We start from the raw sequence: 21,094 nt of genomic DNA on the forward strand, positions 1-21,094 counted from the left end.
TCCGATGGGTTCCCGCTCGACGGAGACCACGCGACCGAGCGTTTTCTGGCCCGTCGCAGCGATCGCCGTGCCCTTGATCTCGCTGGTGGCCAAGGTGCGGATCAGGGGGGCGGAGAAGCTCCCGCGTGACGGTGCGTACGTGCTCGCTCCGAACCATTATTCGGAGTTCGATCCACTGATCGTCGCGCTCGCGGTGTGGCGCATCGGTCGTGCGCCGCGATTCATGGCCAAGGAGAGCCTGTTCAAGGTGCCGGTGCTCGGATGGATCCTCCGTCGCACCGGGATGATCCCGGTGGCACGTTCGTCGTCCGCATCCGCGGCGAAGCAGACGCTCAAGCAGTCCGCCGAGCTCGTCGAACACGGACGGGGTGTGATCGTGTACCCGGAGGGCACACTCACGCGCGACCCCGATCTCTGGCCGATGCGGGGCAAGTCCGGAGCAGTCCGTCTCGCTCTCACCGACGGCATCCCGCTGATCCCGATGGCCCATTGGGGCACCCAGGAGATCATGGGGCGCTACCAGAAGGGGTTGAGCCTCTGGCCGCTGCGCAAGCCCGTGGATGTCCTCATCGGTGACCCGGTCGACGTCTCCGACCTCCGAGGTCGTGCGGGCGAGGCGTCGGCACTGAACGAGGCGACGAACCGACTGATGAACGCGATCACGGCGCTTCTCGAAGATCTGCGAGACGAGAAGGCGCCTGCCGAGCGCTGGAACCCCTCGACTCACGGACAGAAGGAGACGGGTCGCCTTGACTCCTAAACGCAACGTCGCCGCGGGCCCGCGGGTCGCCGTCATCGGCGCAGGCAGCTGGGGTACGACATTCGGCAAGATCCTCGCCGATGGTGGGGCGCAGGTCACGATGTGGGCGCGCCGCGCCGAGCTCGCGCACGAGATCGACGAGGCCAAGCGGAACTCCCGCTATCTGCCGGGGATCAATCTGCCTCGGACGATGGCGGCGACGCACGAACTCGCGATCGCGCTGCGCGGAGTCGACCAGGTCTACCTCTCGGTGCCGAGCCAATCGCTGCGAGAGAACCTGAAGGCCCTGCGTCCGTTGCTGGCCGACAACGATGCCAAGATCGTCAGCCTCATGAAGGGCGTCGAGCGCACCACCGGGCTTCGCATGAGCCAGGTGATCGAACAGGAGCTGCGCTGCGATCCCGACCGTATCGCGGTGGCTTCGGGGCCGAACCTCGCCCTCGAGATCGCGCGCGAGCAGCCGACGGCCGCCGTGATCTCGTCGCGCAGCCAGGAGACCGCCGAAGAGGTCGCCAGGGCCGCGCGCAACAGCTACTTCCGCACCTTCGTGAACACCGACGTGATCGGCACGGAGTTCGGAGGGGTGCTGAAGAACCTCATCGCCGTCGCGATCGGGATCGTCGACGGCGTCGGATACGGCGAGAACACCAAGGCGTCGATCATCACGCGCGGTCTCGTCGAGATGACGGATTTCGCCGTCGCGAACGGCGCCCACCCCGAGACCCTGCAGGGTCTCGCGGGCCTCGGCGACCTCATCGCGACCTGCCAGTCGCCGCTCAGCCGAAACAACACCGCCGGGCGCCTGCTCGGCCAGGGATACAGCTTCCAGGACGTCGTCAAGCAGATGCAGCAGACCGCTGAGGGACTCGCGTCCGTCGCACCGGTGCTGCAACTCGCCCGCGAGTCCGAGGTGGACATGCCCATCGTCGAACAGGTGAAGATGGTGCTCGACGGGAAGATGAACCCGCGCGACATCGCCCCGCACCTGACGACGGACGACGACACCCCCCAGGGTGAGAGGACCAACCATGGACAAGCAGACGGTGGTGGTGCTCTTCGGAGGGCGCTCCAGCGAGCATTCGATCAGTTCCGCAACGGCGGGCGGGGTGCTGGGCGCGATTGATCGTGACCGCTATGCGGTGATCCCGGTGGGGATCACCCGAGAGGGCGCGTTCGTCCTCGAAGACGACGACCCCGCGAAGTTCCCTCTGGATGCGGCCCACCTTCCCGAGGTGGCCGACAACGGAACCCGCGTGCTCTGGCCTGAGCCGGGCGGCGACCGGACGCTGCGTGTCGTGCGCCCCGACGGTGGAACGGAGAGCTTCGGCGAGATCGACATCGTGCTGCCCATCCTGCACGGCCCGCATGGCGAGGACGGCACGATCCAGGGATACTTCGACACGCTCGAGGTTCCCTACGCCGGCGGCGGCGTGCTCGACTCGGCCCTGTGCATGGACAAGCACTTCATGAAGATTGCGCTGCGTGCCGCGGGACTCTCCGTGGCTGCCGGGCTGACGGTTCGCGCACGGCAGTGGGCGCAGGACGCTACCGCCGTCCGCGCTGCTGCGGCCGAACTCGGGTTGCCCCTGTTCGTCAAGCCCGCGAGGGCAGGGTCCAGCGTCGGCGTCTCGAAAGTCGAGCAGCCGGACGAGCTCGACGCCGCTCTTGCGGTCGCTTTCGCCGAGGACGACAAGGTCCTCATCGAGACCGGTGTGGTGGGCCGCGAGATCGAGGTCGCTGTGCTCGAGGGCGCCGACGGCGTGCGTGCATCGCTCCCGGGCGAGATCGTGCTCACCTCGCGCGGCTTCTACGACTTCGAGGGCAAGTACCTCGGTGGCGACGGCGTCGACGTGGTGTGCCCCGCCGAGCTCGAGGAGTCCGAGATCGCCGCGATCCAGGATGCCGCGATCCGCGCCTTCGAGGCCGTGGACGGTCGTGGCCTCGCCCGGGTGGACATGTTCCTCACGCCGTCGGGCGGACTCGTCGTCAACGAGCTGAACACCATGCCGGGGTTCACGCCGATCTCGATGTTCCCGAAGTGCTGGGTCGCATCGGGCCTCAGCTACGGTGACCTGATCTCCGAGCTGATCGAGGCGGGGCTCCGCCGCTGACCTGAAGCGCGGCGGCTGTCGGCCGCCGAGCTTCGTGCGCGTGCGCCTCTCACCTTCGTGCGCTCCTCTAACCTGCGTGCGGGGGCTGGGGCGGGTACGTGCCGTTCGTCGGCGCAGCCGGACCCGCTTGCGGAGGGTACGCGTAGGACCCCGTCGCCGCGTGCCCGGTCGCGGCGACCTGGGCGGTCCGGTCCAGCGCTGACGGAGCAGGCACCGCTCGATGGATCAGGGCGACGACGAGTGCTGCCAGCCATCCCCAGGTGAGCCCCCACGACACGCCTGCCGTGGCGATCTGGTAGTACTGCGTCATCGCGTACTCCGCCTGCTCCGTCGGGAGCCTCAGCGCGATGACCACGAGCGGTGCTCGTACGGCCCCGGCGATGGCCGCTGCGACGATCACCGCGCCCCAGGTGCCGAAGAACACGGCGGCGCCCCGGCCCGGCAGCGCAGCACGTGCGACAGCGCGCACGAAGATCCACGTCAGTCCTGTCAGGACGAGGAGTGCGACGAACATCGCGACGAGGGCCATGGGCTGCGCGTTCGGTCGCAGCGCGAAGCCGATGGGATCTTGCAGGATGAACACGCGGGGGACGTTCGGAAGCCCCCACAGCAGGGTGAGATAGGTGATGAAGCCGCTCAGCAGCGCCCCCACCCCGACCAGGATCGCTGCGACGACGGAGGTTCTGCGCGAGGGGTTGGGGTTCATGCGGCGAGTCTAGGGGCCTCTCGGCAGTCCCTGAGCTGCGTGCTCCGCGCGTCGTCGGTTCGCCCGATGGAGTCCGCTCAGCCCTCGTCGGAGGCGTCCTGCGTGGGAACACGGTCCGTGCAGCGCGCGGTGGCGGGCTGGAGACCGGACTGGATGCTGGTGGAGAGGCTCTCGACGACGGTGCGGAAGTCGATCTCCTCACCGCGCCGGATGATCACCTCGACCGCGGGATCGCGACCGTAGGTCACCAGCCGCTGCCGCTCCTCTTCCTGGTCGAGGACGAGCCAGTCGACGCTGCCGATCGTGGTGCACACCTCGGCCGACGGCGCCGGGGGCTCGACGCCGCAGCGGAGCACCACGGTCGGATCTCCCCACGCCCCGGTCGCCTGGGCGTCGGTCCAGACGCGGTCGAGGTCCCCGACGGCATCCGGGAGCAAGACGGAGACCTCAGCGCACGCGGGATCGTTCGCGTCGTCCGCCGGCTCCAGATGGACGGTGGTGGAGCATCCGGAGAGAGCCGCGACGAGGGCCAGCGAGCCCACGAGGACGGCGAGACGGCGAGAACGGGGCATGCTTCCAGGCTACCTTTGACTGCATGCCCTCCCGACCTCGCGATGACGATCCGACCCTCGGCGAACTGTCCGAGGGGGAGATCCTCCGCGCGATCCTCGCGCGGACCGCGAAGGCCACGCACACGCTGATCGGCCCCGGAGACGACGCGGCGGTGATCGCGGCCCCGTCGGGTTCCGTGGTCGCGACGACGGACACGCTCGTGCACGGACCCGACTTCCGACTCGCGTGGTCGTCGGGATACGACCTCGGCTGGAAGGCCGCCGCGGTGAATCTCGCCGACGTCGCAGCGATGGGCGCTCGACCGACGGCTCTGCTCGTGGCGCTGGCCGTTCCCCGCGACCTTCGGCTCTCGTTCGTCGAGCGGCTCGCCGACGGGTTCCGCGACGCGTGCGCCGCTCTCGCTCCTGGGTGCGCGGTCGTCGGAGGCGATCTCACCGTCTCGGACGTGCTCACCGTCGCCGTCACCGCGCTCGGCGACCTCGAAGGACGGCAGCCCGTGACCCGCTCCGGAGCGCGCGTCGGCGATGTCGTGGCGGTCGCTGGCGAGCTCGGCCACGCCGCGCACGGGCTCTCGGTGCTCTTCGGCAGGTTCCGCGACGGAGAGAAGCCGGTGCCGGTGGATGCCGATGCGCTGGCCCCGGGGGAGAGAGCCGCCCTCGATGCGCAGCTGAGGCCGTCACCGCCCATCGGCCTCGGCCCGTTCGCCGCCACGGCGGGCGCCACCGCCATGATGGACATCTCCGACGGCCTCGCTCTCGATGCGCGGCGGATGGCCGCGGCATCCGAGGTCACGATCGCTCTGGACGCCGCTTCGCTCGGCGGAGACCCGCTGCGTGCCCTCGCCGGGGGTGAGGACCACGCCCTGCTCGCGACGTTCCCGCCGGGGGTGCTGCCCCCGGGTTTCCGGATCATCGGCGCGGTCGCTCCGCGGGGCGACCACGATCTGCTGGTCGACGGTGGTCCCGCCGATGTGTCCGGTTGGGATCCCTATCGGGATTGGGACTCGACGTCGGGCTGAGCGCCGTCTGCGGACTGTGCGGGCGCCGCCCACCACAGCGCCGTGTCGCCATATGTCTTCTCACGGATCAGGTCGAGTCCTGCCGCGACGAGATCGGGTGGCGTGGAGCGGCGCGCCCGCTCGATGACCACCAGGGCGTCGGGGGAGAGCAGCGGCGCGAGAGCCACGAGATCGGCGGTCATGGCGTCGTCGTCGACGTCGTAGGGCGGGTCGGAGAACACGAGGTCGTACGGCCCCGTCGCATGCTGCAGAAAGGCTCGCACCGCACTCTGGTGCACTCGGGCGGCGGGCAGCCCGGCTTTGGCGAGCGCTGCCGCGTTGCGGCGCACGACGGCGGCCGCCTCACGGCCCTTCTCGACGAGGTCGGCGCTCAGCGCTCCGCGGCTGAGAGTCTCCAGGCCGAGGGCGCCCGATCCGGCGTAGAGGTCGAGGACGCGCGCTTCGGCGATCGCATCCATCGACTCCAGCGCTCCGAAGAGGGACTCGCGCACGCGGTCGCTGGTCGGTCGTGTGCCCGCGTGCGGCACGTCCAGTCGCGTTCCTCGTGCCTTCCCGGCGATGATCCTCGTCACCCGTTCACGATACGACAGCCGGGGCGCACGCCGTGTCGGTGCAGCCTCCTAGACTCGGAGCATGTCGCTCACGCTCGATTCGTCTCTGGAGGAGGCGCTCGGCGTCACCCCTGCGAAGACCCTCGATCGGGCGTTCCGCATGAAGACGGTCGGCGATCTGCTCTCGCATTATCCGCGGCGGTACGCCGATCCCGGTGAGCTGACCCCGATCCGCGAACTCCCTCTCGGTGAGACGGTGACGATCGTCGCCGAGGTGCTGTCCTCGAGCGCCAGGGCCATGCGCAACCGCCGGGGAGCCATGGTCGACGTCGTGATCGGCGACGGCATCGGCAAGATGTCCCTCACCTTCTTCGCGAAGAACCTGGGAGCCGCCAAATGGCGCTCGGAAGACCTGGCCGTCGGGCGCCGAGGCGTCTTCTCGGGCAAGGTCGGCGAGTTCAACGGAATGACGCAGTTCGCGCACCCGGAGTATGAGCTCTTCGACGACGAGGATGCGGCACGGCGTCGAGCAGATGCTCGGGCGGCCGTGCTGATACCCATCTACCCGGCCACGGCGAGCCTGCAGACGTGGCAGATCGCGAAGTTCATCACGCGCGTGCTCGACGGACTCGGAGAGGTGCCTGAGCCGCTGACCGCGGAGGTCCGTACCAAGGAGGAGCTGTTGACCGCGCGCGAGGCGCTCGAGCAGATCCACCGTCCTCAGACGCGCAACGACATCGATCCGGCCGTCCGCACGCTGCGTATGCACGAGGCGCTCACGCTGCAGACGGCGCTCCTGCAGCAGCGTGATGCCGTCAGAGCGCTCTCGGCGACGGCGCGACCGGCGACGCCCGGCGGGCTGCTCGACCGATTCGACGCCTCGCTGCCCTACGAACTCACCCCGGATCAGCAGACGGTCGGAGCGCAGCTCGCCGAGGACCTCGTCGGATCCTGGCCGATGAACCGGCTCGTGCAGGGTGAGGTCGGCTCGGGAAAGACACTGGTCGCGCTGCGGGCCATGCTGCAGGTCGCCGAGTCCGGGGGACAGGCCGCTCTCATCGCGCCGACCGAGGTGCTCGCGGGGCAGCACCTGCGATCGATCGCGAAGATGCTCGGACCGCAACTGGGCCCGCTGGTGATGCCGACGTTGTTGACCGGACAGATGCCGGCGGCTGAGCGCCGCAAGGCCGCCCTCCGAGTGGCGTCAGGGCAGGCGCTCATCGTCGTCGGCACCCATGCGCTGCTCGGCGAGAAGACGACCTTCGCCGACCTCGGCCTCGTCGTCGTCGACGAGCAGCATCGCTTCGGAGTCGAGCAGCGCGAGGCGCTTCGGGCCAAGGGGTCGAGCCCGCATGCGCTCGTGCTCACCGCGACACCGATCCCGCGCACCGTGGCCATGACCGTCTTCGGCGACCTCGACACCTCGGTCATCCGGACGATGCCGAAGGGCCGAGCGGGAATCGAGTCGTTCGTCGCTCCGTTGGCCGAGCACCCAGGATGGTTCAACCGGGTGTGGGAGCGCGCGGCCGAGGAGATCGCCCAGGGACGCCAGGTGTTCGCGGTGTGCGCCGCGATCGACACGACGAAGAAGACGGCAGAGGCGGGGGAGCAGCCGCTCGTCCAGCCCGAGGGGGCATCCGGACCCCGGTGGGGCGTGGTGCAGCTCGACGAGGCTCTCGAGACGCACCCGAAGCTGGGCACTCTGCGAAGGGCGGTCCTGCACGGACGCATGCCGTCGGATGAGAAGGATGCGATCATGCAGGCGTTCGCCCGCGGCGAGATCGACCTGCTGATCGCGACGACCGTGATCGAGGTCGGAGTCGACGTTCCCAACGCCTCGACGATGATCGTGCTCGACGCCGATCGATTCGGAGTGTCGCAGCTGCACCAGCTGCGCGGCCGTGTCGGTCGAGGAGGAGTCCCCGGCCTGTGTCTGCTGGTGACCGAGGCAGAGGCGGGATCGGTCGCACGAGAGAGGGTCGATGCGGTGTCGGCCACTCTCGACGGCTTCGCACTGGCCGAGGTCGATCTCGATCTGCGTGGTGAAGGCGACGTTCTCGGGTCCGCCCAGGCAGGCGTCCGCTCGTCCCTCAAGCTGCTCCGGGTGGTCAAGGACTCCGGACTGATCGTCCGGGCGCGCGAACTGGCCGAGGGGATCCTCGCCGCAGATCCTGATCTCGACGCGAACCCTGGCCTGCGATCGGCGATCGAGCGGCGGGTGAGCGACGACGACCGTGCAGCCCTGGCGAAGAACTGACCTGCAGAAGGCGTGCCCTAGGCTGGTGGCATGAGCAGCCGGATCGCCGTCGTCCCGGGTTCCTTCGACCCGCCGACCCTTGGTCACCTCGACGTCATCCGTCGCGCGGCCAAGCTGTATGACGAGCTCCATGTGCTCGTCGTGCACAACCCGGGCAAGGAGGCGATGCTGCCGATCGCGCAGCGGATGTCGCTGATCGAGCAGTCGATAGCCGAAGAAGGCATCGGCGACAACGTCGTCGTGGGCTCCTGGAGCATGGGCCTGCTGGTCGACTACGCGCGAGATGTCGGCGCAGGGGTCCTGGTCAAGGGGATCCGTTCGCAGATCGATGTCGCCTATGAATCGCCGATGGCGATCGTCAACCGTCACCTCGCCGACATCGAGACCGTGTTCCTGCTGCCCGATCCGGCGCATGCGCTCGTGTCGAGCTCGCTGGTGCGTCAGGTCGCGGGGCTCGGCGGCGACGTGTCACCGTTCGTCCCGCCTGCGGTCGCGGCGTTCCTCGATACGGGGTCGCGCGGCATCTGACCCGACCGTCCGAGGCAGCGCGCACAGCGCGGAACCAGCCCCGAACGACACAGAGCCGGTACCATTGCGGGGTGCGTTCCCGAATGAGTGGCCCTTTCGTCCTCCCCGTCCGCGACATCGTCCGAAAGCCAGGCGAGATGCGCGAGCATGAGTTCTCCGTCACCCTGCGCGAAGCGTGGGGAGAGGGGATCGTGGCGTATGAAGCAGGATCCGAGCTCGATCTGGATGTGCGTCTCGAGTCGGTCCACGAGGGCATCCTGGTGTCCGGAACGGCCGATGCGGAGTACTCCGGCGTGTGCGGAAGATGCCTCATCGACATCGCTCGGCCCGTCGAAGTCGAGTTCCAGGAGCTTTTCGCGTATCCTGGTGAGGAAGAAACTGACTTCGAGGTTCAAGACGACCACGTGGATCTTGAAACTCTAGTCAGGGATGCGGCCGTGTTGTCGCTTCCATTTCAGCCGGTGTGTCAGCCGGATTGCCCCGGGCTTGACCCGAAGACGGGCGAGAGACTGACCGCGAGCACCGGAACGGAGCAGGACGCTCCCATCGATCCTCGGTGGAGTGCGCTCCAGAACATCACAGACCAAGACGGCACGGAAGAATCTCGTGCCGTCGAGAAAGAAGAGAGCTAGTCATGGCTGGTAACCCCCCGAAGCGCAAGGTATCCCGTTCGAACACCCGCTCGCGCCGTGCGCAGTGGAAGGCGGCGCCCGTCGCGCTCGTCAAGACGATCGAGAACGGCCAGGTCGTCTACAGCCGTCCCCACCAGGCGAAGGTCGTCACCGACTCGCAGGGCACCGAGCTGTTCCTCGAGTACAAGGGCCGCAAGGTCGCTGACGTCTGAGTCGCGACTTCACGACTGTGACTAAGGTCCCTGGGGGGACGAAACCGCTCCCAGAGAAGCTCCGCGTCGAAATCGACGCGGAGCTTCTGGAGTTGGCACTCACCCACCGCTCCTACGCGTACGAGCACGGCGGGATCCCGCACAACGAACGTCTCGAATTCCTCGGAGACTCGGTGCTCGGTCAGGCTGTGACCGTGATGCTCTTCACGACCCATCCGGGGCTCGACGAAGGCGAACTCGCGAAGCGGCGTGCGAGCGTCGTGTCGACCGTCGCTCTCGCGGAGGTCGCTCGAGGCCTCGATCTGGGCAGACATCTGCTCCTCGGACGCGGAGAAGAGCAGACGGGCGGCCGCAACAAGGACTCGATCCTCGCGGACACGATGGAGGCGGTGATCGGGGCGACCTACCTGTCGGCAGGTCCCGATGCCGCCACCGACCTCGTGCTGCGGCTCACCGAGCCGCTGCTCGCCGACCCCGAGCGGTACGGCGCGGCCATGGACCCGAAGACGAGTCTTCAGGAGCTGGCCGCGAAGCTGGGCGCGACACCGCCTGCGTACTCCATCGAGGCGAGCGGCCCCGACCATGATCGCCGTTTCGTCGCCACGGTTTCTGTCGGCGACGTCGCGATGACCGGCAAAGGCAGCAGCAAGAAGACGGCCGAGATGGCGGCGGCGCTCAGCGCATGGCGCTTCCTCAACGAGCGTGCCTGAGCTCCCTGAAGTCGAAGTCGTCCGTGCGGGGCTCGCTCCCGCCGCGATCGGTTCCGTCATCACCGCGGTGACGGTCCTCGACGAGCGCGCGCTGACGCGCCATGCCGCGGGGCCTGCCGACTTCGTCGCCCGGCTCGAAGGTCGCACCTTCACCGATGCCTCCCGTCGAGGCAAGTTCCTCTGGCTCCCGCTCGATTCAGACGACTCGGCTCTGATCGCGCACCTCGGAATGAGCGGTCAGATGCTGCTCCGCTCCCCGGATGCCACCGCAGAGCGGCACGAGCGGATCCGGATGAACATCGAGCATCCTCGTCACGGTGAGCTCGCGATCGTCTTCGCCGACCAGCGCACGTTCGGGTCCCTCGCGGTCGACCGCCTCCTGCTGGACGGGCCGACTCCCGTGCCCACCCAGGTCGCGCACATCGCTCGCGACCCGATGGACCCCCACTTCGACGACACCGGGTTCCTTCTCGCGTTGCGCCGACGCGGGAGCGCGATTAAGCGGGTTCTCCTCGATCAGCAGGTCATCAGCGGGGTCGGCAACATCTACGCTGACGAGTCGCTCTGGGCGGCCCGCATCCATCCCGAGACCCGGGCGAGTTCGCTCTCCAGGCAGGCGGCGATGCGCCTCCTCGCCGAGGTGCGAACCGTCCTCGCCAAAGCCCTCGCTGAGGGCGGCACCAGCTTCGACGCGCAGTACGTGAACGTGAACGGTCAGGCGGGCTACTTCGCGCACTCGCTCAACGCCTACGGTCGTGGCGGGCAGCCGTGCCCTCGGTGCGGTGGACTCATCCGGCGGGAGGCATTCATGAACAGATCGAGTCACTACTGCCCCCGCTGCCAGCGCCGACGCTGACCGACCGTACCGTCAGGCCGCGTGGAAGGACTGCGCGAGCAGCGGCCTGGTCACGCGTGTACTCGTCCAGACGACCGCGATGCCCGCGCTCACGACCACCGCGATCGTCAGCAGGGACTCGGGTGCGGTGATGAGAGCGATACCGAGCAACGGGAAGACCAGGACCGCAGCGCAGAGCGCCGAACCGAGCGCGGTGACCAGCAGAGGTGACATGATCGCCCGTCTCCGCGCGCTGTCGACTGTCTCCAGCGGCATCCCGAGGTGGTGCAGGCTCCGATGCAGGTCACGCTGGTCGAGCACCGATGCCGCCTGATTCACTCCGACCGATGCGGCGACCATCAGGAACGAAGCCACGAGAGTTATGACGAGTCCGGTACGCATGTCAGCCGCGAGAGCGGCATCCGCGCCGTCGAGTCCCTCGCTGCCCATCACGTTCATCAGGGAGACGCCGGTCCCGGCGAACACCGCCATGAAGCTGGCCATCGCGATCCCACTCACCTGGCGCCACGCGGCTTTCGGAGAGTCGAGCACCATCCGCGCTGCGAGCAGCCGATCGGCTCTCTCGGCGGCGCGCCGCAGCTGACGGGATGCGGCGACCTTGAGCACCCACGGGCCGATCACGTTGAGGATCGCCAGTGCCACCGCGAACAGAACCGCCAGCACGACGATCGTGGTGGTGAAGCCCGCGATCGCGGGGAAGATCTTCACGAGGACGAAGACGAGTGCGATCACCGAGACGCCGATGATCGCACGGAACCAGTGCACGGACGAGGTGCTCGTGCGAAGCCGCACGCCGAGGGGTGAGATGATCACCCGCCGGAGGCCGAGAGCAGCGCTGCCGGCGGCGACGAGCAGGATGCCGCCGACGACCGCGACGACACCGACCGGTGGCAGCAGCACCGCGTCGAGGCCGAGCGCCTCTCCACGGAACGGGATGAGTCCGATGAGCGGGGAGATCGCGAGATAGGCGATGATACCGACGAGCGCACCGGCGGCTGCGACGAGGACGGACTCGATCACGGTGGCCACGCTCACGCCCAGCGGAGTGACGCCGAGAAGACGGAGGGTCGACAGCCGCTCGTCCCGTCTCCGCGCGGAGAGCCGGGCCGCAGCACCGCCGAGGTTCGCGAGGGGGACGACGAGGAGCACCAGTGCGATGGCGGCGAGGGCTTGATACAGAGGACCGTAGCCGTCGGTCCACGTCCAGAAGGACTGGGCTCCACCCACGACGGTGAGCACCAGAGCGGTGACGATCGCGAAGGCGATGGCCGGGAGAGCGATCACGGCGTTCTGGCCCTTCGCGGGACGCAGCAGGAGACCGAGCACGGACGGGTTCATGCTTTCACCGCCGATGCCGTGATCTGGCCGTCGCGGACAGAGACGATCCTCGAGCAGCGCGCGGCGACCTCCGGATCATGAGTCACGACGAGCAGCGTCCGTCCCTGTCCGGTGGTCGACCAGAGCAGCGCGTTCATCACCTCCTGCGACGTGCGCGAGTCCAGCGCGCCGGTCGGCTCGTCGGCGAACACGAGGTCGGCGCCGGTGGCCTGGGCACGAGCGATCGCGACGCGCTGCGCCTGCCCGCCCGACAGCTCACCGATCCGTCGGTCCTCCATCCCCGCGAGCCCGAGAGCGGCGAGCCATGACGTCGCGTGCGCCACGGCATCCGCCCGTTTCACTCCGTTGATCATCGAGGCCAGCGCCACGTTCTCCACGGCGGTGAGCTCGGGGATCAGCAGGCCCTGCTGGAAGACGAACCCGAACCGCTCGCGTCGCAGTCGCGACCGTGCCGATTCGCCGAGGCCGGCGAGCTCGACCGGACTGCCGGTAGAGGGCTGGAAGCTCACCGTGCCGGTATCGGGGGTGATGATCCCGGCGAGCACGTGGAGGAGTGTCGTCTTCCCGGATCCGGATGCGCCCATGATCGCCACGGACTCGCCACGATGGATGGCGAGATCCACCCCGGCGAGTGCGCGGGTGGTGCCGTAGGACTTCGTGAGGGATCGGGCTTCGAGGACGGATGCGTTCATGTTTCCAGCCTCGCGACCGGCCCCGATCGGTGCATCGGCCCGGCGGATGATCCGCGTCGAACCGCATACACCGATCGGATGATCTCGGTCAGATCCGCTTCTGCCACGCTCCCGCATAGGAGACCGCGGTGAAACCGATCGCCTCGTTGATGCCGAGCATCGGACGGTTCTCCTCTGCGTTGAATGTGGAGACCACAGGGGAGTGGGGCATCAGCTCGCGCCAGTGCAGCAGATTGGCGCACTTGACGAGCGTGCCGAGGCGGTGTCCCCGGTGCTCGCTAGAGACGAGAGTGCCGAGCTGATGCGTCACGCCCGTGCGGTCCGACGCGATCAGGAGCTCGTTGTAGGCGACGAGGTCACCGGAGGGGATGTGCTGCACCGCGACGACCGACAGCGCCTGACCGGCGCCGGTGAGACGCTTCTCCCGTCGGACGACGCGATCGGCGTCCCAGACTTCGGCGACGAAATCCATCTCGCCGCTCGGCGCATCCGTCGAGAGACGGGCGAGGATCGCCGCGTAGCCCTCGCGGTGCTCGGTCGGCGTCGGAGCGAGCCACTGCAGAACGCGATAGTCGGGCCCTGCCGCGGCCTGCGCCGTCTCCATCGCCTCGCGCAGGGGAGCCGAGTCTGAGCGCAGATCGAACTCGCTGTTGCGCTCGACCTGCTCGAACTCGTAACCACGGGCCTCGAGGGCGTCGGAGAGCGGGATCGCCGGGATGCGGCCCCATCCGGTTCGCGGAACGATCATCCGCTCGGCCTCGACCGGGCGGTGAAGCGTCCAGGTCTGCACGAGTGAGCGACCGTGCGCGCGCGCCTCGGTCTCCGCGAGCGAGAGCAGCGCATCCTCGACGCCGCGTCCCCAGTGGCGCTCCGGCACCAACAGGTCGACCTCCGCCGCATGGGCGTCCTCCTCCTGCGCGTAGTCGATCGTGATCATCCCCACGATCTCGTCTCCGAGGCGGGCGACGAACCCTGTGTGCAGAGTGTCGGTGGTGTCCTGCCACCCGGCGAGCAGCTGCGCGGCGTCAGGCGCGATATCGGGCAGGCCGACCAGTTCATCGCAGATCCGGCGATTGAGGTCTCCGTAGGCGCGGAAGTCGGCGCCGTCGGCATCGTCCAGTGATTTCGGGACGGTCAGCGCAGAGATCGTCAGCGCGATGGTCGTCATGTCAGTTCCTTCTTCCAGGCGCCTTCATAGGCGATGGCGGTGAAGCCCATGGCTTCGTTGATGGAGAGCATGGGGCGGTTCTCCTCGGCGTTGTAGGTGATCACGTCGCCGGACTCCGGAGCGACGTCGGCCCACGCGAGCAGGGCAGCGCACTTGACGAGCTGTCCGAGACGGTGCCCTCGATGCTCGACCAGCACGAGAGTGTCGTGCTGGTGCGTGGTCGCGGTGAGCACCGGGCCGATTCCGAGTTCGGTGAAGGCGGTCAATTCACCGGTGGTGATGTGCTGGGCGACCGTGACCTGCATGGTCTGGCCCATCTCCTCTATGCGCTTCTCGCCGTCGATCAGACGCTGGGCGTCCCAGGCCTCCTCGTCTGTCTCGAGATCGCCGGACGGAGCGTCCGTCGACATGCGCGATTTCAGCCACGCGTAGCCGTCGATGTGCTCGGCCGGGGTGGGAAGGCCCCACTGGACCACGCGGTAGTCCGTCGAGAACGCGCGGGCCTCCTCGTAGAGCGCGCGCGCGCGATCGAGAGTCGAGGGTGTGACATCGAGGCGGCTCACGCGGTACACCTGCTCGAGGGTGAAGCCATGACGTGTGAGGAATCGTGCGACGTGGTCATCCGGCACACTGCCGAAGCCGGTGCGCGCCTCGAGCTGTGGACCATCGCTCGCCGGCTGCTCCGTCCAGTTCTGGATGGCGGTGCGGCCGTGCGCCCTTGCGACGGCCTCGATATGAGGCAGGGTGGCCGTGCCTATCCCGCGCCCCCAGACCCGCGGATGGATCTCGATCGACGCGATCGCCACTCGAGAACCCTCCTCATGGGGGATGTCGACGACGGCGCGGCCGACCATCTCGCCACCGACTCTGACGGCCCACACCACGGTGGTGCGCTCCTTGCGGGAACGCAGCAGAGGCAGCAGCGCCTCGGGCGTGAGGTCCTGCTCGGTGCGGCCGGTGAGTTCGCGGTAGACGGCGTTGCGGACGCGGGCGAGTTCGCGGAACTCGCCCGCATCCGCTGCATCCGCCCGCGCCGGCAGCACGAGCGGATGCAGCGATGCCCCGTCGGTGAGAGCAATGCTCATTGTGATCTCCAGGTCAGCGCAGCTGACGCTGCAGGTCGTACGTGAGCAGTGCCAGCGTCTCGCCGGCCGCGCGCTCTCGTCGCTCGAGAGGCGAGCCGTCCGAATAGACCGGAGCCGACGTGCGGCGCTCCCGGCGAGGACGCTGAGCCCTCTGAAGCAGCCACAGGCCGATCCGGAGGGAGAGACGGTCCGCGAGCGCGAGGCGCCGCAGCTCGTCGGCTGCAGGGATGTGGAGGACCTGTTGGCCCTCGGTATCCGGGGGGTGGGTGATGCTGCGGTACAGCGTGGTGTTCACGATGATCCTTCGAGAAGAGTGGTGTGGATGGGTGATGCGAGCACCTGCGCAGACCACCGAGAGGTGTCCGGACGGGTGCGGAGAGTCGAGAGCCCGGGTCGCGAGAAGGCGATCGCCGGGGTCGGCGGGAACCCGTGATCCGGGAGCGGATCAGAGGGTGGGCGCGGTGACACGCGGCTGAGGGAGGCCCCTCACGGGGCGGCGTCCTGCGGCTGGCGCAGGGCAGAGTCCTCGGGCTGCGGTTCTACGAGAGCGCAGTGGTGCAGACGCCGGCGGTTACCGAGTGCGCAAGACGCGGCGCGAATGGCGCGGCGAGGCCAGTGGCCTGTGCGTTGAATGTGATCATCATCGGTAACCTCCTTTCGTGTGGCGATCCGGAGGTTACGGTAGCGAAACCCGGGCGTGTCCGTCAAGCGCCTTCGGCGTGGATCGGCGTGTCGCGCCCTGTCCCGGTTCGATCGGGACCCGCGCGGGATGCCGGTTCTGAGCCGTCATTCCGGTAGCGTATGGGCGTGATTCACCCCGGAAGCGCGGCACGCGCATGCATCTGAAGAGCCTGACCCTCAAAGGGTTCAAGTCCTTCGCGCAGCCCACGAGTTTCGTGTTCGAACCGGGTGTCACCTGCATCGTCGGACCCAACGGGTCGGGCAAGTCCAACGTCGTCGACGCCCTGGCCTGGGTCATGGGCGAACAGGGCGCCAAGACTCTCCGCGGCGGCAAGATGGAAGACGTCATCTTCGCCGGTACCTCGACCAGAGGACCGCTCGGCCGCGCAGAGGTGCAGCTCACGATCGACAACAGCGACGGGGCGCTGCCCATCGAGTTCGCCGAGGTGACGATCAGCAGGACGCTGTTCCGCAACGGGGCGAGCGAGTATGCGATCAACGGCGAGAACTGTCGACTGCTCGATCTGCAGGAGCTGCTCAGCGACTCAGGACTCGGTCGCGAGATGCACGTCATCGTCGGTCAGGGGCGTCTCGACACCGTGCTCCAGGCATCGCCCGAGGACCGTCGGGGCTTCATCGAGGAGGCGGCCGGAATCCTCAAGCACCGGCGCCGCAAGGAGAAGACCCTCCGCAAGCTCGATGCGATGGAGACGAATCTCACACGTCTGAGCGACCTCGCCGGAGAGATCCGGCGTCAGCTGAAGCCGCTCGGCAGGCAGGCCGAGATCGCGCGTGAGGCGCAGACCATCGCGGCGGTGGTTCGCGATGCCAAGGCGCGAATCTTCGCCGACGACGTCGTCGCGCTTCGCACTGCTCTCGCCGATCACACGCGCACCGAGCATGAACGGCATACCGAGCGCCTGGTGCTGTCGGACCAGGCGGAAGCGGTGCGCGGAAGCATCGCACGCCTCGAGCAGGACCAGAATTCGGTCGCCGTCGACCAGGCGAGGGGAGTGGCCTTCGGCCTCGAGCAGGTGCAGGAGCGGATGCGCGGGCTCTACACCCTCGCGAACCAGCGGCTCGCCCTCCTCGGATCCGAAGAGGACGACGCCGCGGTGACCGCTGTCACGGTGACGCAGAGCACGATCGATGAGGCGAAGGACGAGATCACCGAGATCTCGGCCGGCCTCGGCGACGCCCAGGACGCGGCGTCGGTCGCGAGCCGCGAGGTCGTGAACGCCCGAGCCGAACTCGACACCCTCGACGTGGACATAGCCGAGCAGAGCGCTCTGGTGTCCGAGTACGACATGCGGCTCAGCGCCCTCCGCGGAACGGCCGATGCTGCAGCATCCGCCCTCGCTGCGGTGCGCGGCGCGGTGCTGCGTCAGGAGAACGCTCTCGAAGCCGCGAACGCGCGTCGCCGCGAGGCCGCTGAGGCACTCGAGTCGATCGACGAGGCCGAAGCGCCCGAGGGTACGGCTGCGGAGCACTCGGCCGCATACGAGACCGCGCAGCGGGCGGCGACAGCTGCGGAGACCGAGCGCGAGACGCTTCGGGAGCGACTGCATGCGGCCGAGCGCGAGGTCGACTCGCTCACGGCGAAGTCGGCGGCACTCGGAAGTGCGCTCGCGATCTCGGGCGGCGCGGCCGAGATCGTGAAGACGGGGGGTGCAGGCATCCGGGGACTTGTCGGTGACTCGGTCCAGGTCAGAACGGGGTTCGAAGCAGCGATCGCGGCAGTGCTCGGATCTCTCGCCGAAGGCGTGCTCGTCGACGGGGCATCCGATGCGTTCGCTCTCGCGAACGAGGCTGCGGAGCAGCGCAGGGGCGTCGTCGACTTCGTGGTCGCCGATGCCCTTCGACCCACTGTCGATCTGCCCTCGCTCGACGGAGTGACACCCGCGATCGACACGGTGACCGCTCCGGACGGAGTCCTCGGCATCCTCTCCCACGTCCTGATCGCCGATGATCTGGACGCGGCGCGCACAGCCCGCACGGCACTCGACGCGACAGGCGACACCACGACGACGATCGTCACCACCGGGGGTGACGTGATCACCGCCCAGACGCTGCGCACCGGCTCCGGAGGAGAGCGATCGCGTCTCGAGCTCGCGGCCGAGCGCGATGCGGCGAACGATCGTCTCGCAGAGGTGCAGATCATCGTCGATTCGCTGCGAGAAGCGCGGGAGGATGCGAACGAGACGGTCGAGAGCACCCGCCGCCACGCCAAGGATGCGCTTCGGGCGCTTCGCGAGCACGACGCGGCTCTCGCGACCCACGCCGAGCAGGTCAACCGCATCACGGTGATGCACGAGTCCGCCGTCGCCGAATGCGAGCGACTCGAGGCCGGCCTCGCTCAGGCGCAGTCCGCGGTCGAGGATGCCGAGGCGAAGGCCGAAGCGGCGAAGGCCGAGCTCGAGGCCGCCGTGTCTGCGCCTCGCCCGGTGCTGGACGCATCGGCGCGTGATGGACTGCTCGATGCGCTCGAACTCGCACGCGAGGGGGAGGTCCGAGCACGGCTCGAGATCGAGACGCTGCGCGAGCGGGTGCGCGCTGCTCAGGCGCGTGTCACGAGCCTCGAACGTCGACGGGAGCAGGAGCGCGACGCGGCCGCCGAGGCCGCCCGTCGCGCGGTGATCCGGCGGGCACAGCGAGAAGCGGCATCCGGCGTCGCCGAGGAGCTTCCGCGCATCCTGGACTCGATCGACCGATCGGTGACCGAAGCGCGGGTAGCCCTTGCCGAGGCAGAGGCCGCGCGGTCCGCACAGAACCAGGAACTCACCGCTCTGCGCGCGCAGGAGACCTCCCTTCGTGAAAGGCTCGCCGGGCTCACCGAGAGCGTGCACGGACTCGAACTGCAGATCCACGAGAAGAAGCTCCACCTCAACAGCCTGCTCGAGCGGGTCGCGTCTGAGCTGGCGCTCGACGAAGATATTCTCATTGCGGAATATGGCCCCGATCAGCTGGTTCCCCGCGATCCTGGCGCAGAGCACCCCGAAGATGAGCTCTCAGACGACACCGCGATCCCGTTCGATCGACGCATTCAGCAGCGCCGACTCGCCGATGCCGAGCGCAAGCTCGCACAGCTCGGACGCGTGAACCCGCTGGCGTTGGAGGAGTTCGCGGCGCTCGAACAGCGTCACGCGTTCCTCACCGAGCAGCTCGCCGACCTGACGCAGACCCGGCAGGATCTGCTGACGATCATCGCCGACCTCGACGAGCGCATGCAGACGATCTTCGCGAGCGCGTTCGAGGACACCAGGGTCGCCTTCGGCGAGGTGTTCCCGCTGCTGTTCCCCGGTGGATCGGGAAGCATCTCGCTCACCGATCCCGACAACATGCTCACGACGGGCATCGAGGTCTCGGTCCGTCCCGTCGGCAAGAAGATCGAGCGTCTGTCTCTGCTCTCGGGTGGCGAGCGCTCGCTCGCAGCCGTCGCCCTGCTGGTCGCCATCTTCAAGGCCCGTCCGAGCCCGTTCTACATCCTCGACGAGGTCGAGGCTGCGCTCGACGACGCGAACCTCGGCCGACTGCTCACTGTCTTCGAGCAGCTCCGCGAGAGTTCGCAGCTGCTCGTGATCACGCATCAGAAGCGCACGATGGAGATCGCGGACGCCCTGTACGGTGTCTCGATGCGACAGGACGGCGTATCCGCTGTCGTCGGTCAGCGTGTCGGGGATCGCGCCGCTGCGTCCCGCTGAACCGATAAGCGCGGAATCTCCGCAGAGCGTCGAAGTTGTGCTCAGAGCGTAGGCGTGGGCCGCAAGCGGTCGTGGCGCTACCCGTAGGCTGGAGTCATGGCGGAGAAGTCTTGGTCCCTCACCCGTGCGCTGCGCGGGATGTTCGTCAAGCCCACGATCGACGAGACGACGTGGGAGGACCTCGAGACGGCGCTCATCACCGCCGACTTCGGCCCCGACATCAGCGAGCGCGTCGTCGACGAGCTCCGCGAGAAGGTCGAGCGGTTCCGCACGACCGACCCGCAGGACCTGCAGCGGATGCTTCGCGAGACCCTCGAGGAGCACTTCGCCAAGTTCGACACGACCCTGAAGCTCACCGAACGCCCCGCCGTCGTGCTGGTCGTCGGCGTGAACGGGGTCGGCAAGACCACCACCATCGGCAAGTTCACCAAGTTCCTGCGCGGCTTCCAGCGCAGCGTCGTCGTCGGAGCCGCTGACACGTTCCGTGCGGCCGCCGTCGACCAGCTCGCCACGTGGGCGCAACGCGGGGGAGCGGCCATCGTCCGCCCCCAGCAGGAGGGTCAGGATCCGGCCTCCGTCGCGTATCAGACCATCGAATACGCGCAGCGCGAAGGCATCGAGATCGCGATCATCGACACGGCCGGCCGACTGCACACCAAGGGCGGCCTGATGGACGAGCTCACCAAGATCCGCCGCGTCATCGAGAAGCAGGCACCGATCAGCGAGGTGCTGCTCGTCCTCGACGCCACCACGGGCCAGAACGGCGTGATGCAGGCGGAGGCGTTCCTCGAGCACGCGGGCGTCACCGGCCTCGTCCTGACCAAGCTCGACGGCTCCGCGAAGGGCGGCTTCGTGCTGGCAGTGCAGGAGCGCACCGGCATCCCCGTCAAGCTCCTCGGGCAGGGCGAAGGCATCGACGATCTCACCGGATTCACCCCCCATGTCTTCGTCCAGTCGCTCGTCGGCTGAGCACAGGACTACCGCCGCGAGCACGAGGCTGGTTTCATAGCGTTATGGCGATCGAACACGACTACTTCGGACTCCTGTCCTCGGGACCGGACGGCTCGATCTTCTGGTCTGAGACGGTGGAGCTCGGCGACCAGAGCGTCACCGTCGATCTCACGGCGCCTGACCAGGACGACGTCTCTGCCGACGCGCTCGACATCGCGGCGTCCCTCATCGCCGGGCTCGAGAACGTCGATGCGACGTCACGGCGTGGCATGCTCTCGGAGGTCGACGATCGCACGAGCGAGGTGACCGAGTACATCCTGCAGCAGCAGGAGGCCTACGGAGACGAGCTCGAAGACGTCCTGGTCGATGTGAGCGGCGACGCCGCCGTCGACATCATCCGCTCTCTCCGGCTCATGAGCATGACGATCCTGGCCGATGAGCACGGAGGATCGGAGCCTTTCGCCGTCCTCGAGTACGCGCTCGACGCCGGCACCACCGATGATGTGCTGCTCGTGAACCTCGGTTCCGACGGCAGCGTGCAGTCGGTCATGAGCGCCGACTGAC

General features: G+C 68.2%; 21 protein-coding genes. 13 read left to right on the forward strand and 8 right to left on the reverse strand.

The window, feature by feature from the left end; all coding sequences use genetic code 11:
- The first annotated feature begins 4 nt into the window (after window positions 1–4).
- Genes MRBLWH13_RS05490 through MRBLWH13_RS05500 form a run of 3 tightly spaced genes read left to right on the forward strand, consistent with a single transcriptional unit; the run spans window position 5 to window position 2,871 of the window.
- The gene (locus tag MRBLWH13_RS05490) at window positions 5–760 is read left to right on the forward strand and encodes a lysophospholipid acyltransferase family protein (RefSeq protein ID WP_341957274.1); all 756 of its coding nucleotides are present in this window, start codon (window positions 5–7) and stop codon (window positions 758–760) included.
- Window positions 750–1,883 carry an NAD(P)H-dependent glycerol-3-phosphate dehydrogenase gene (locus tag MRBLWH13_RS05495; protein WP_341957275.1) on the forward strand — a complete coding sequence of 378 codons (1,134 nt, stop codon included), beginning with the start codon at window positions 750–752 and terminating at the stop codon, window positions 1,881–1,883. Before MRBLWH13_RS05490 ends, MRBLWH13_RS05495 begins: the two co-directional genes overlap by 11 nt.
- Window positions 1,789–2,871: a D-alanine--D-alanine ligase family protein gene (locus tag MRBLWH13_RS05500; RefSeq protein ID WP_341957276.1), complete on the forward strand. Its 1,083-nt coding sequence runs from the start codon at window positions 1,789–1,791 to the stop codon at window positions 2,869–2,871. The genes MRBLWH13_RS05495 and MRBLWH13_RS05500 overlap by 95 nt, the downstream gene beginning before the upstream one ends.
- A 67-nt stretch (window positions 2,872–2,938) precedes the next feature.
- Here MRBLWH13_RS05500 and MRBLWH13_RS05505 read toward each other — a convergent pair whose 3' ends face one another.
- Window positions 2,939–3,577, reverse strand: coding sequence for a hypothetical protein (locus MRBLWH13_RS05505; protein WP_341957277.1), 639 nt, complete (start codon window positions 3,575–3,577; stop codon window positions 2,939–2,941).
- 77 nt (window positions 3,578–3,654) lie between these two features.
- Window positions 3,655–4,149, reverse strand: coding sequence for a DUF3515 family protein (locus MRBLWH13_RS05510; protein WP_341957278.1), 495 nt, complete (start codon window positions 4,147–4,149; stop codon window positions 3,655–3,657).
- A 23-nt stretch (window positions 4,150–4,172) separates the two neighbouring features.
- On the opposite strand from MRBLWH13_RS05510, the gene thiL reads away from it, so the two are divergent.
- Complete coding sequence (gene thiL / locus MRBLWH13_RS05515; protein WP_341957279.1) at window positions 4,173–5,168, forward strand: thiamine-phosphate kinase; 996 nt, start codon at window positions 4,173–4,175, stop codon at window positions 5,166–5,168.
- On the opposite strand, the gene rsmD is transcribed toward thiL, so the two are convergent.
- Complete coding sequence (gene rsmD / locus MRBLWH13_RS05520) at window positions 5,138–5,740, reverse strand: 16S rRNA (guanine(966)-N(2))-methyltransferase RsmD (protein ID WP_341957280.1); 603 nt, start codon at window positions 5,738–5,740, stop codon at window positions 5,138–5,140. The two genes, thiL and rsmD, sit on opposite strands and share 31 nt — an antisense overlap.
- Window positions 5,741–5,801: 61 nt before the next feature.
- Between rsmD and MRBLWH13_RS05525 the strand changes: the two genes are divergently transcribed.
- From MRBLWH13_RS05525 to mutM, 6 genes are all read left to right on the forward strand, one after another.
- Complete coding sequence (locus MRBLWH13_RS05525; protein WP_341957281.1) at window positions 5,802–7,976, forward strand: ATP-dependent DNA helicase RecG; 2,175 nt, start codon at window positions 5,802–5,804, stop codon at window positions 7,974–7,976.
- A 30-nt stretch (window positions 7,977–8,006) separates the two neighbouring features.
- Entirely contained in the window at window positions 8,007–8,504 is a 498-nt protein-coding gene (coaD, locus tag MRBLWH13_RS05530; protein WP_259159297.1) for a pantetheine-phosphate adenylyltransferase, read from the forward strand.
- A gap of 83 nt (window positions 8,505–8,587) precedes the next feature.
- Window positions 8,588–9,136, forward strand: coding sequence for a DUF177 domain-containing protein (locus MRBLWH13_RS05535; RefSeq protein ID WP_341958226.1), 549 nt, complete (start codon window positions 8,588–8,590; stop codon window positions 9,134–9,136).
- Window positions 9,137–9,138: 2 nt separating this feature from the next.
- Window positions 9,139–9,348 carry a 50S ribosomal protein L32 gene (rpmF, locus tag MRBLWH13_RS05540; RefSeq protein WP_017830754.1) on the forward strand — a complete coding sequence of 70 codons (210 nt, stop codon included), beginning with the start codon at window positions 9,139–9,141 and terminating at the stop codon, window positions 9,346–9,348.
- A 17-nt stretch (window positions 9,349–9,365) separates the two neighbouring features.
- Window positions 9,366–10,058, forward strand: coding sequence for a ribonuclease III (gene rnc / locus MRBLWH13_RS05545; RefSeq protein ID WP_341957282.1), 693 nt, complete (start codon window positions 9,366–9,368; stop codon window positions 10,056–10,058).
- Window positions 10,051–10,914, forward strand: a complete 864-nt coding sequence (gene mutM / locus MRBLWH13_RS05550; RefSeq protein WP_341957283.1) for a bifunctional DNA-formamidopyrimidine glycosylase/DNA-(apurinic or apyrimidinic site) lyase — start codon at window positions 10,051–10,053, stop codon at window positions 10,912–10,914. Before rnc ends, mutM begins: the two co-directional genes overlap by 8 nt.
- Before the next feature lie 12 nt (window positions 10,915–10,926).
- Here mutM and MRBLWH13_RS05555 read toward each other — a convergent pair whose 3' ends face one another.
- The 5 genes from MRBLWH13_RS05555 to MRBLWH13_RS05575 all read right to left on the reverse strand — a co-directional run bounded on the left by MRBLWH13_RS05555 (window position 10,927) and on the right by MRBLWH13_RS05575 (window position 15,492).
- Window positions 10,927–12,252, reverse strand: a complete 1,326-nt coding sequence (locus MRBLWH13_RS05555) for a permease (protein WP_341957284.1) — start codon at window positions 12,250–12,252, stop codon at window positions 10,927–10,929.
- Window positions 12,249–12,944 (reverse strand): ABC transporter ATP-binding protein, encoded by a 696-nt coding sequence (locus MRBLWH13_RS05560; protein WP_341957285.1) that lies wholly within the window; start codon window positions 12,942–12,944, stop codon window positions 12,249–12,251. The genes MRBLWH13_RS05555 and MRBLWH13_RS05560 overlap by 4 nt, the downstream gene beginning before the upstream one ends.
- Window positions 12,945–13,032: 88 nt before the next feature.
- Window positions 13,033–14,112 (reverse strand): GNAT family N-acetyltransferase, encoded by a 1,080-nt coding sequence (locus MRBLWH13_RS05565; RefSeq protein ID WP_341957286.1) that lies wholly within the window; start codon window positions 14,110–14,112, stop codon window positions 13,033–13,035.
- Complete coding sequence (locus MRBLWH13_RS05570) at window positions 14,109–15,197, reverse strand: GNAT family N-acetyltransferase (RefSeq protein ID WP_341957287.1); 1,089 nt, start codon at window positions 15,195–15,197, stop codon at window positions 14,109–14,111. Before MRBLWH13_RS05570 ends, MRBLWH13_RS05565 begins: the two co-directional genes overlap by 4 nt.
- A 13-nt stretch (window positions 15,198–15,210) precedes the next feature.
- Window positions 15,211–15,492, reverse strand: coding sequence for a hypothetical protein (locus tag MRBLWH13_RS05575; RefSeq protein ID WP_341957288.1), 282 nt, complete (start codon window positions 15,490–15,492; stop codon window positions 15,211–15,213).
- Window positions 15,493–16,033: 541 nt separating this feature from the next.
- Here MRBLWH13_RS05575 and smc point away from each other — a divergent pair.
- The 3 genes from smc (at window position 16,034) to MRBLWH13_RS05590 (ending at window position 21,093) form a co-directional block, all read left to right on the forward strand.
- A complete protein-coding gene (gene smc / locus MRBLWH13_RS05580) occupies window positions 16,034–19,579 on the forward strand; it encodes a chromosome segregation protein SMC (protein ID WP_341957290.1) in 3,546 nt (1,181 codons plus the stop codon).
- 96 nt (window positions 19,580–19,675) lie between these two features.
- A complete protein-coding gene (ftsY, locus tag MRBLWH13_RS05585) occupies window positions 19,676–20,548 on the forward strand; it encodes a signal recognition particle-docking protein FtsY (RefSeq protein WP_056509708.1) in 873 nt (290 codons plus the stop codon).
- 44 nt (window positions 20,549–20,592) lie between these two features.
- Window positions 20,593–21,093 (forward strand): DUF2004 domain-containing protein, encoded by a 501-nt coding sequence (locus tag MRBLWH13_RS05590; protein WP_056307950.1) that lies wholly within the window; start codon window positions 20,593–20,595, stop codon window positions 21,091–21,093.
- Window position 21,094 lies beyond the last annotated feature (1 nt).

Origin of the sequence: Microbacterium sp. LWH13-1.2, from assembly GCF_038397735.1 — a bacterium.
Lineage (GTDB): Bacteria > Actinomycetota > Actinomycetes > Actinomycetales > Microbacteriaceae > Microbacterium.

Excerpts from the sequence above, each read along its gene's own strand:
- rpmF (WP_017830754.1), top strand. The coding sequence starts at position 9,139 with ATGGCTGGTAACCCCCCGAAGCGCAAGGTATCCCGTTCGAACACCCGC.
- MRBLWH13_RS05555 (WP_341957284.1), bottom strand. The coding sequence starts at position 12,252 with ATGAACCCGTCCGTGCTCGGTCTCCTGCTGCGTCCCGCGAAGGGCCAG.
- ftsY (WP_056509708.1), top strand. The coding sequence starts at position 19,676 with ATGGCGGAGAAGTCTTGGTCCCTCACCCGTGCGCTGCGCGGGATGTTC.
- MRBLWH13_RS05565 (WP_341957286.1), bottom strand. The coding sequence starts at position 14,112 with ATGACGACCATCGCGCTGACGATCTCTGCGCTGACCGTCCCGAAATCA.
- MRBLWH13_RS05590 (WP_056307950.1), top strand. The coding sequence starts at position 20,593 with ATGGCGATCGAACACGACTACTTCGGACTCCTGTCCTCGGGACCGGAC.
- MRBLWH13_RS05570 (WP_341957287.1), bottom strand. The coding sequence starts at position 15,197 with ATGAGCATTGCTCTCACCGACGGGGCATCGCTGCATCCGCTCGTGCTG.
- MRBLWH13_RS05505 (WP_341957277.1), bottom strand. The coding sequence starts at position 3,577 with ATGAACCCCAACCCCTCGCGCAGAACCTCCGTCGTCGCAGCGATCCTG.
- MRBLWH13_RS05510 (WP_341957278.1), bottom strand. The coding sequence starts at position 4,149 with ATGCCCCGTTCTCGCCGTCTCGCCGTCCTCGTGGGCTCGCTGGCCCTC.
- MRBLWH13_RS05560 (WP_341957285.1), bottom strand. The coding sequence starts at position 12,944 with ATGAACGCATCCGTCCTCGAAGCCCGATCCCTCACGAAGTCCTACGGC.
- thiL (WP_341957279.1), top strand. The coding sequence starts at position 4,173 with ATGCCCTCCCGACCTCGCGATGACGATCCGACCCTCGGCGAACTGTCC.
- MRBLWH13_RS05500 (WP_341957276.1), top strand. The coding sequence starts at position 1,789 with ATGGACAAGCAGACGGTGGTGGTGCTCTTCGGAGGGCGCTCCAGCGAG.
- MRBLWH13_RS05535 (WP_341958226.1), top strand. The coding sequence starts at position 8,588 with ATGAGTGGCCCTTTCGTCCTCCCCGTCCGCGACATCGTCCGAAAGCCA.
- coaD (WP_259159297.1), top strand. The coding sequence starts at position 8,007 with ATGAGCAGCCGGATCGCCGTCGTCCCGGGTTCCTTCGACCCGCCGACC.
- MRBLWH13_RS05525 (WP_341957281.1), top strand. The coding sequence starts at position 5,802 with ATGTCGCTCACGCTCGATTCGTCTCTGGAGGAGGCGCTCGGCGTCACC.
- smc (WP_341957290.1), top strand. The coding sequence starts at position 16,034 with ATGCATCTGAAGAGCCTGACCCTCAAAGGGTTCAAGTCCTTCGCGCAG.
- MRBLWH13_RS05490 (WP_341957274.1), top strand. The coding sequence starts at position 5 with ATGGGTTCCCGCTCGACGGAGACCACGCGACCGAGCGTTTTCTGGCCC.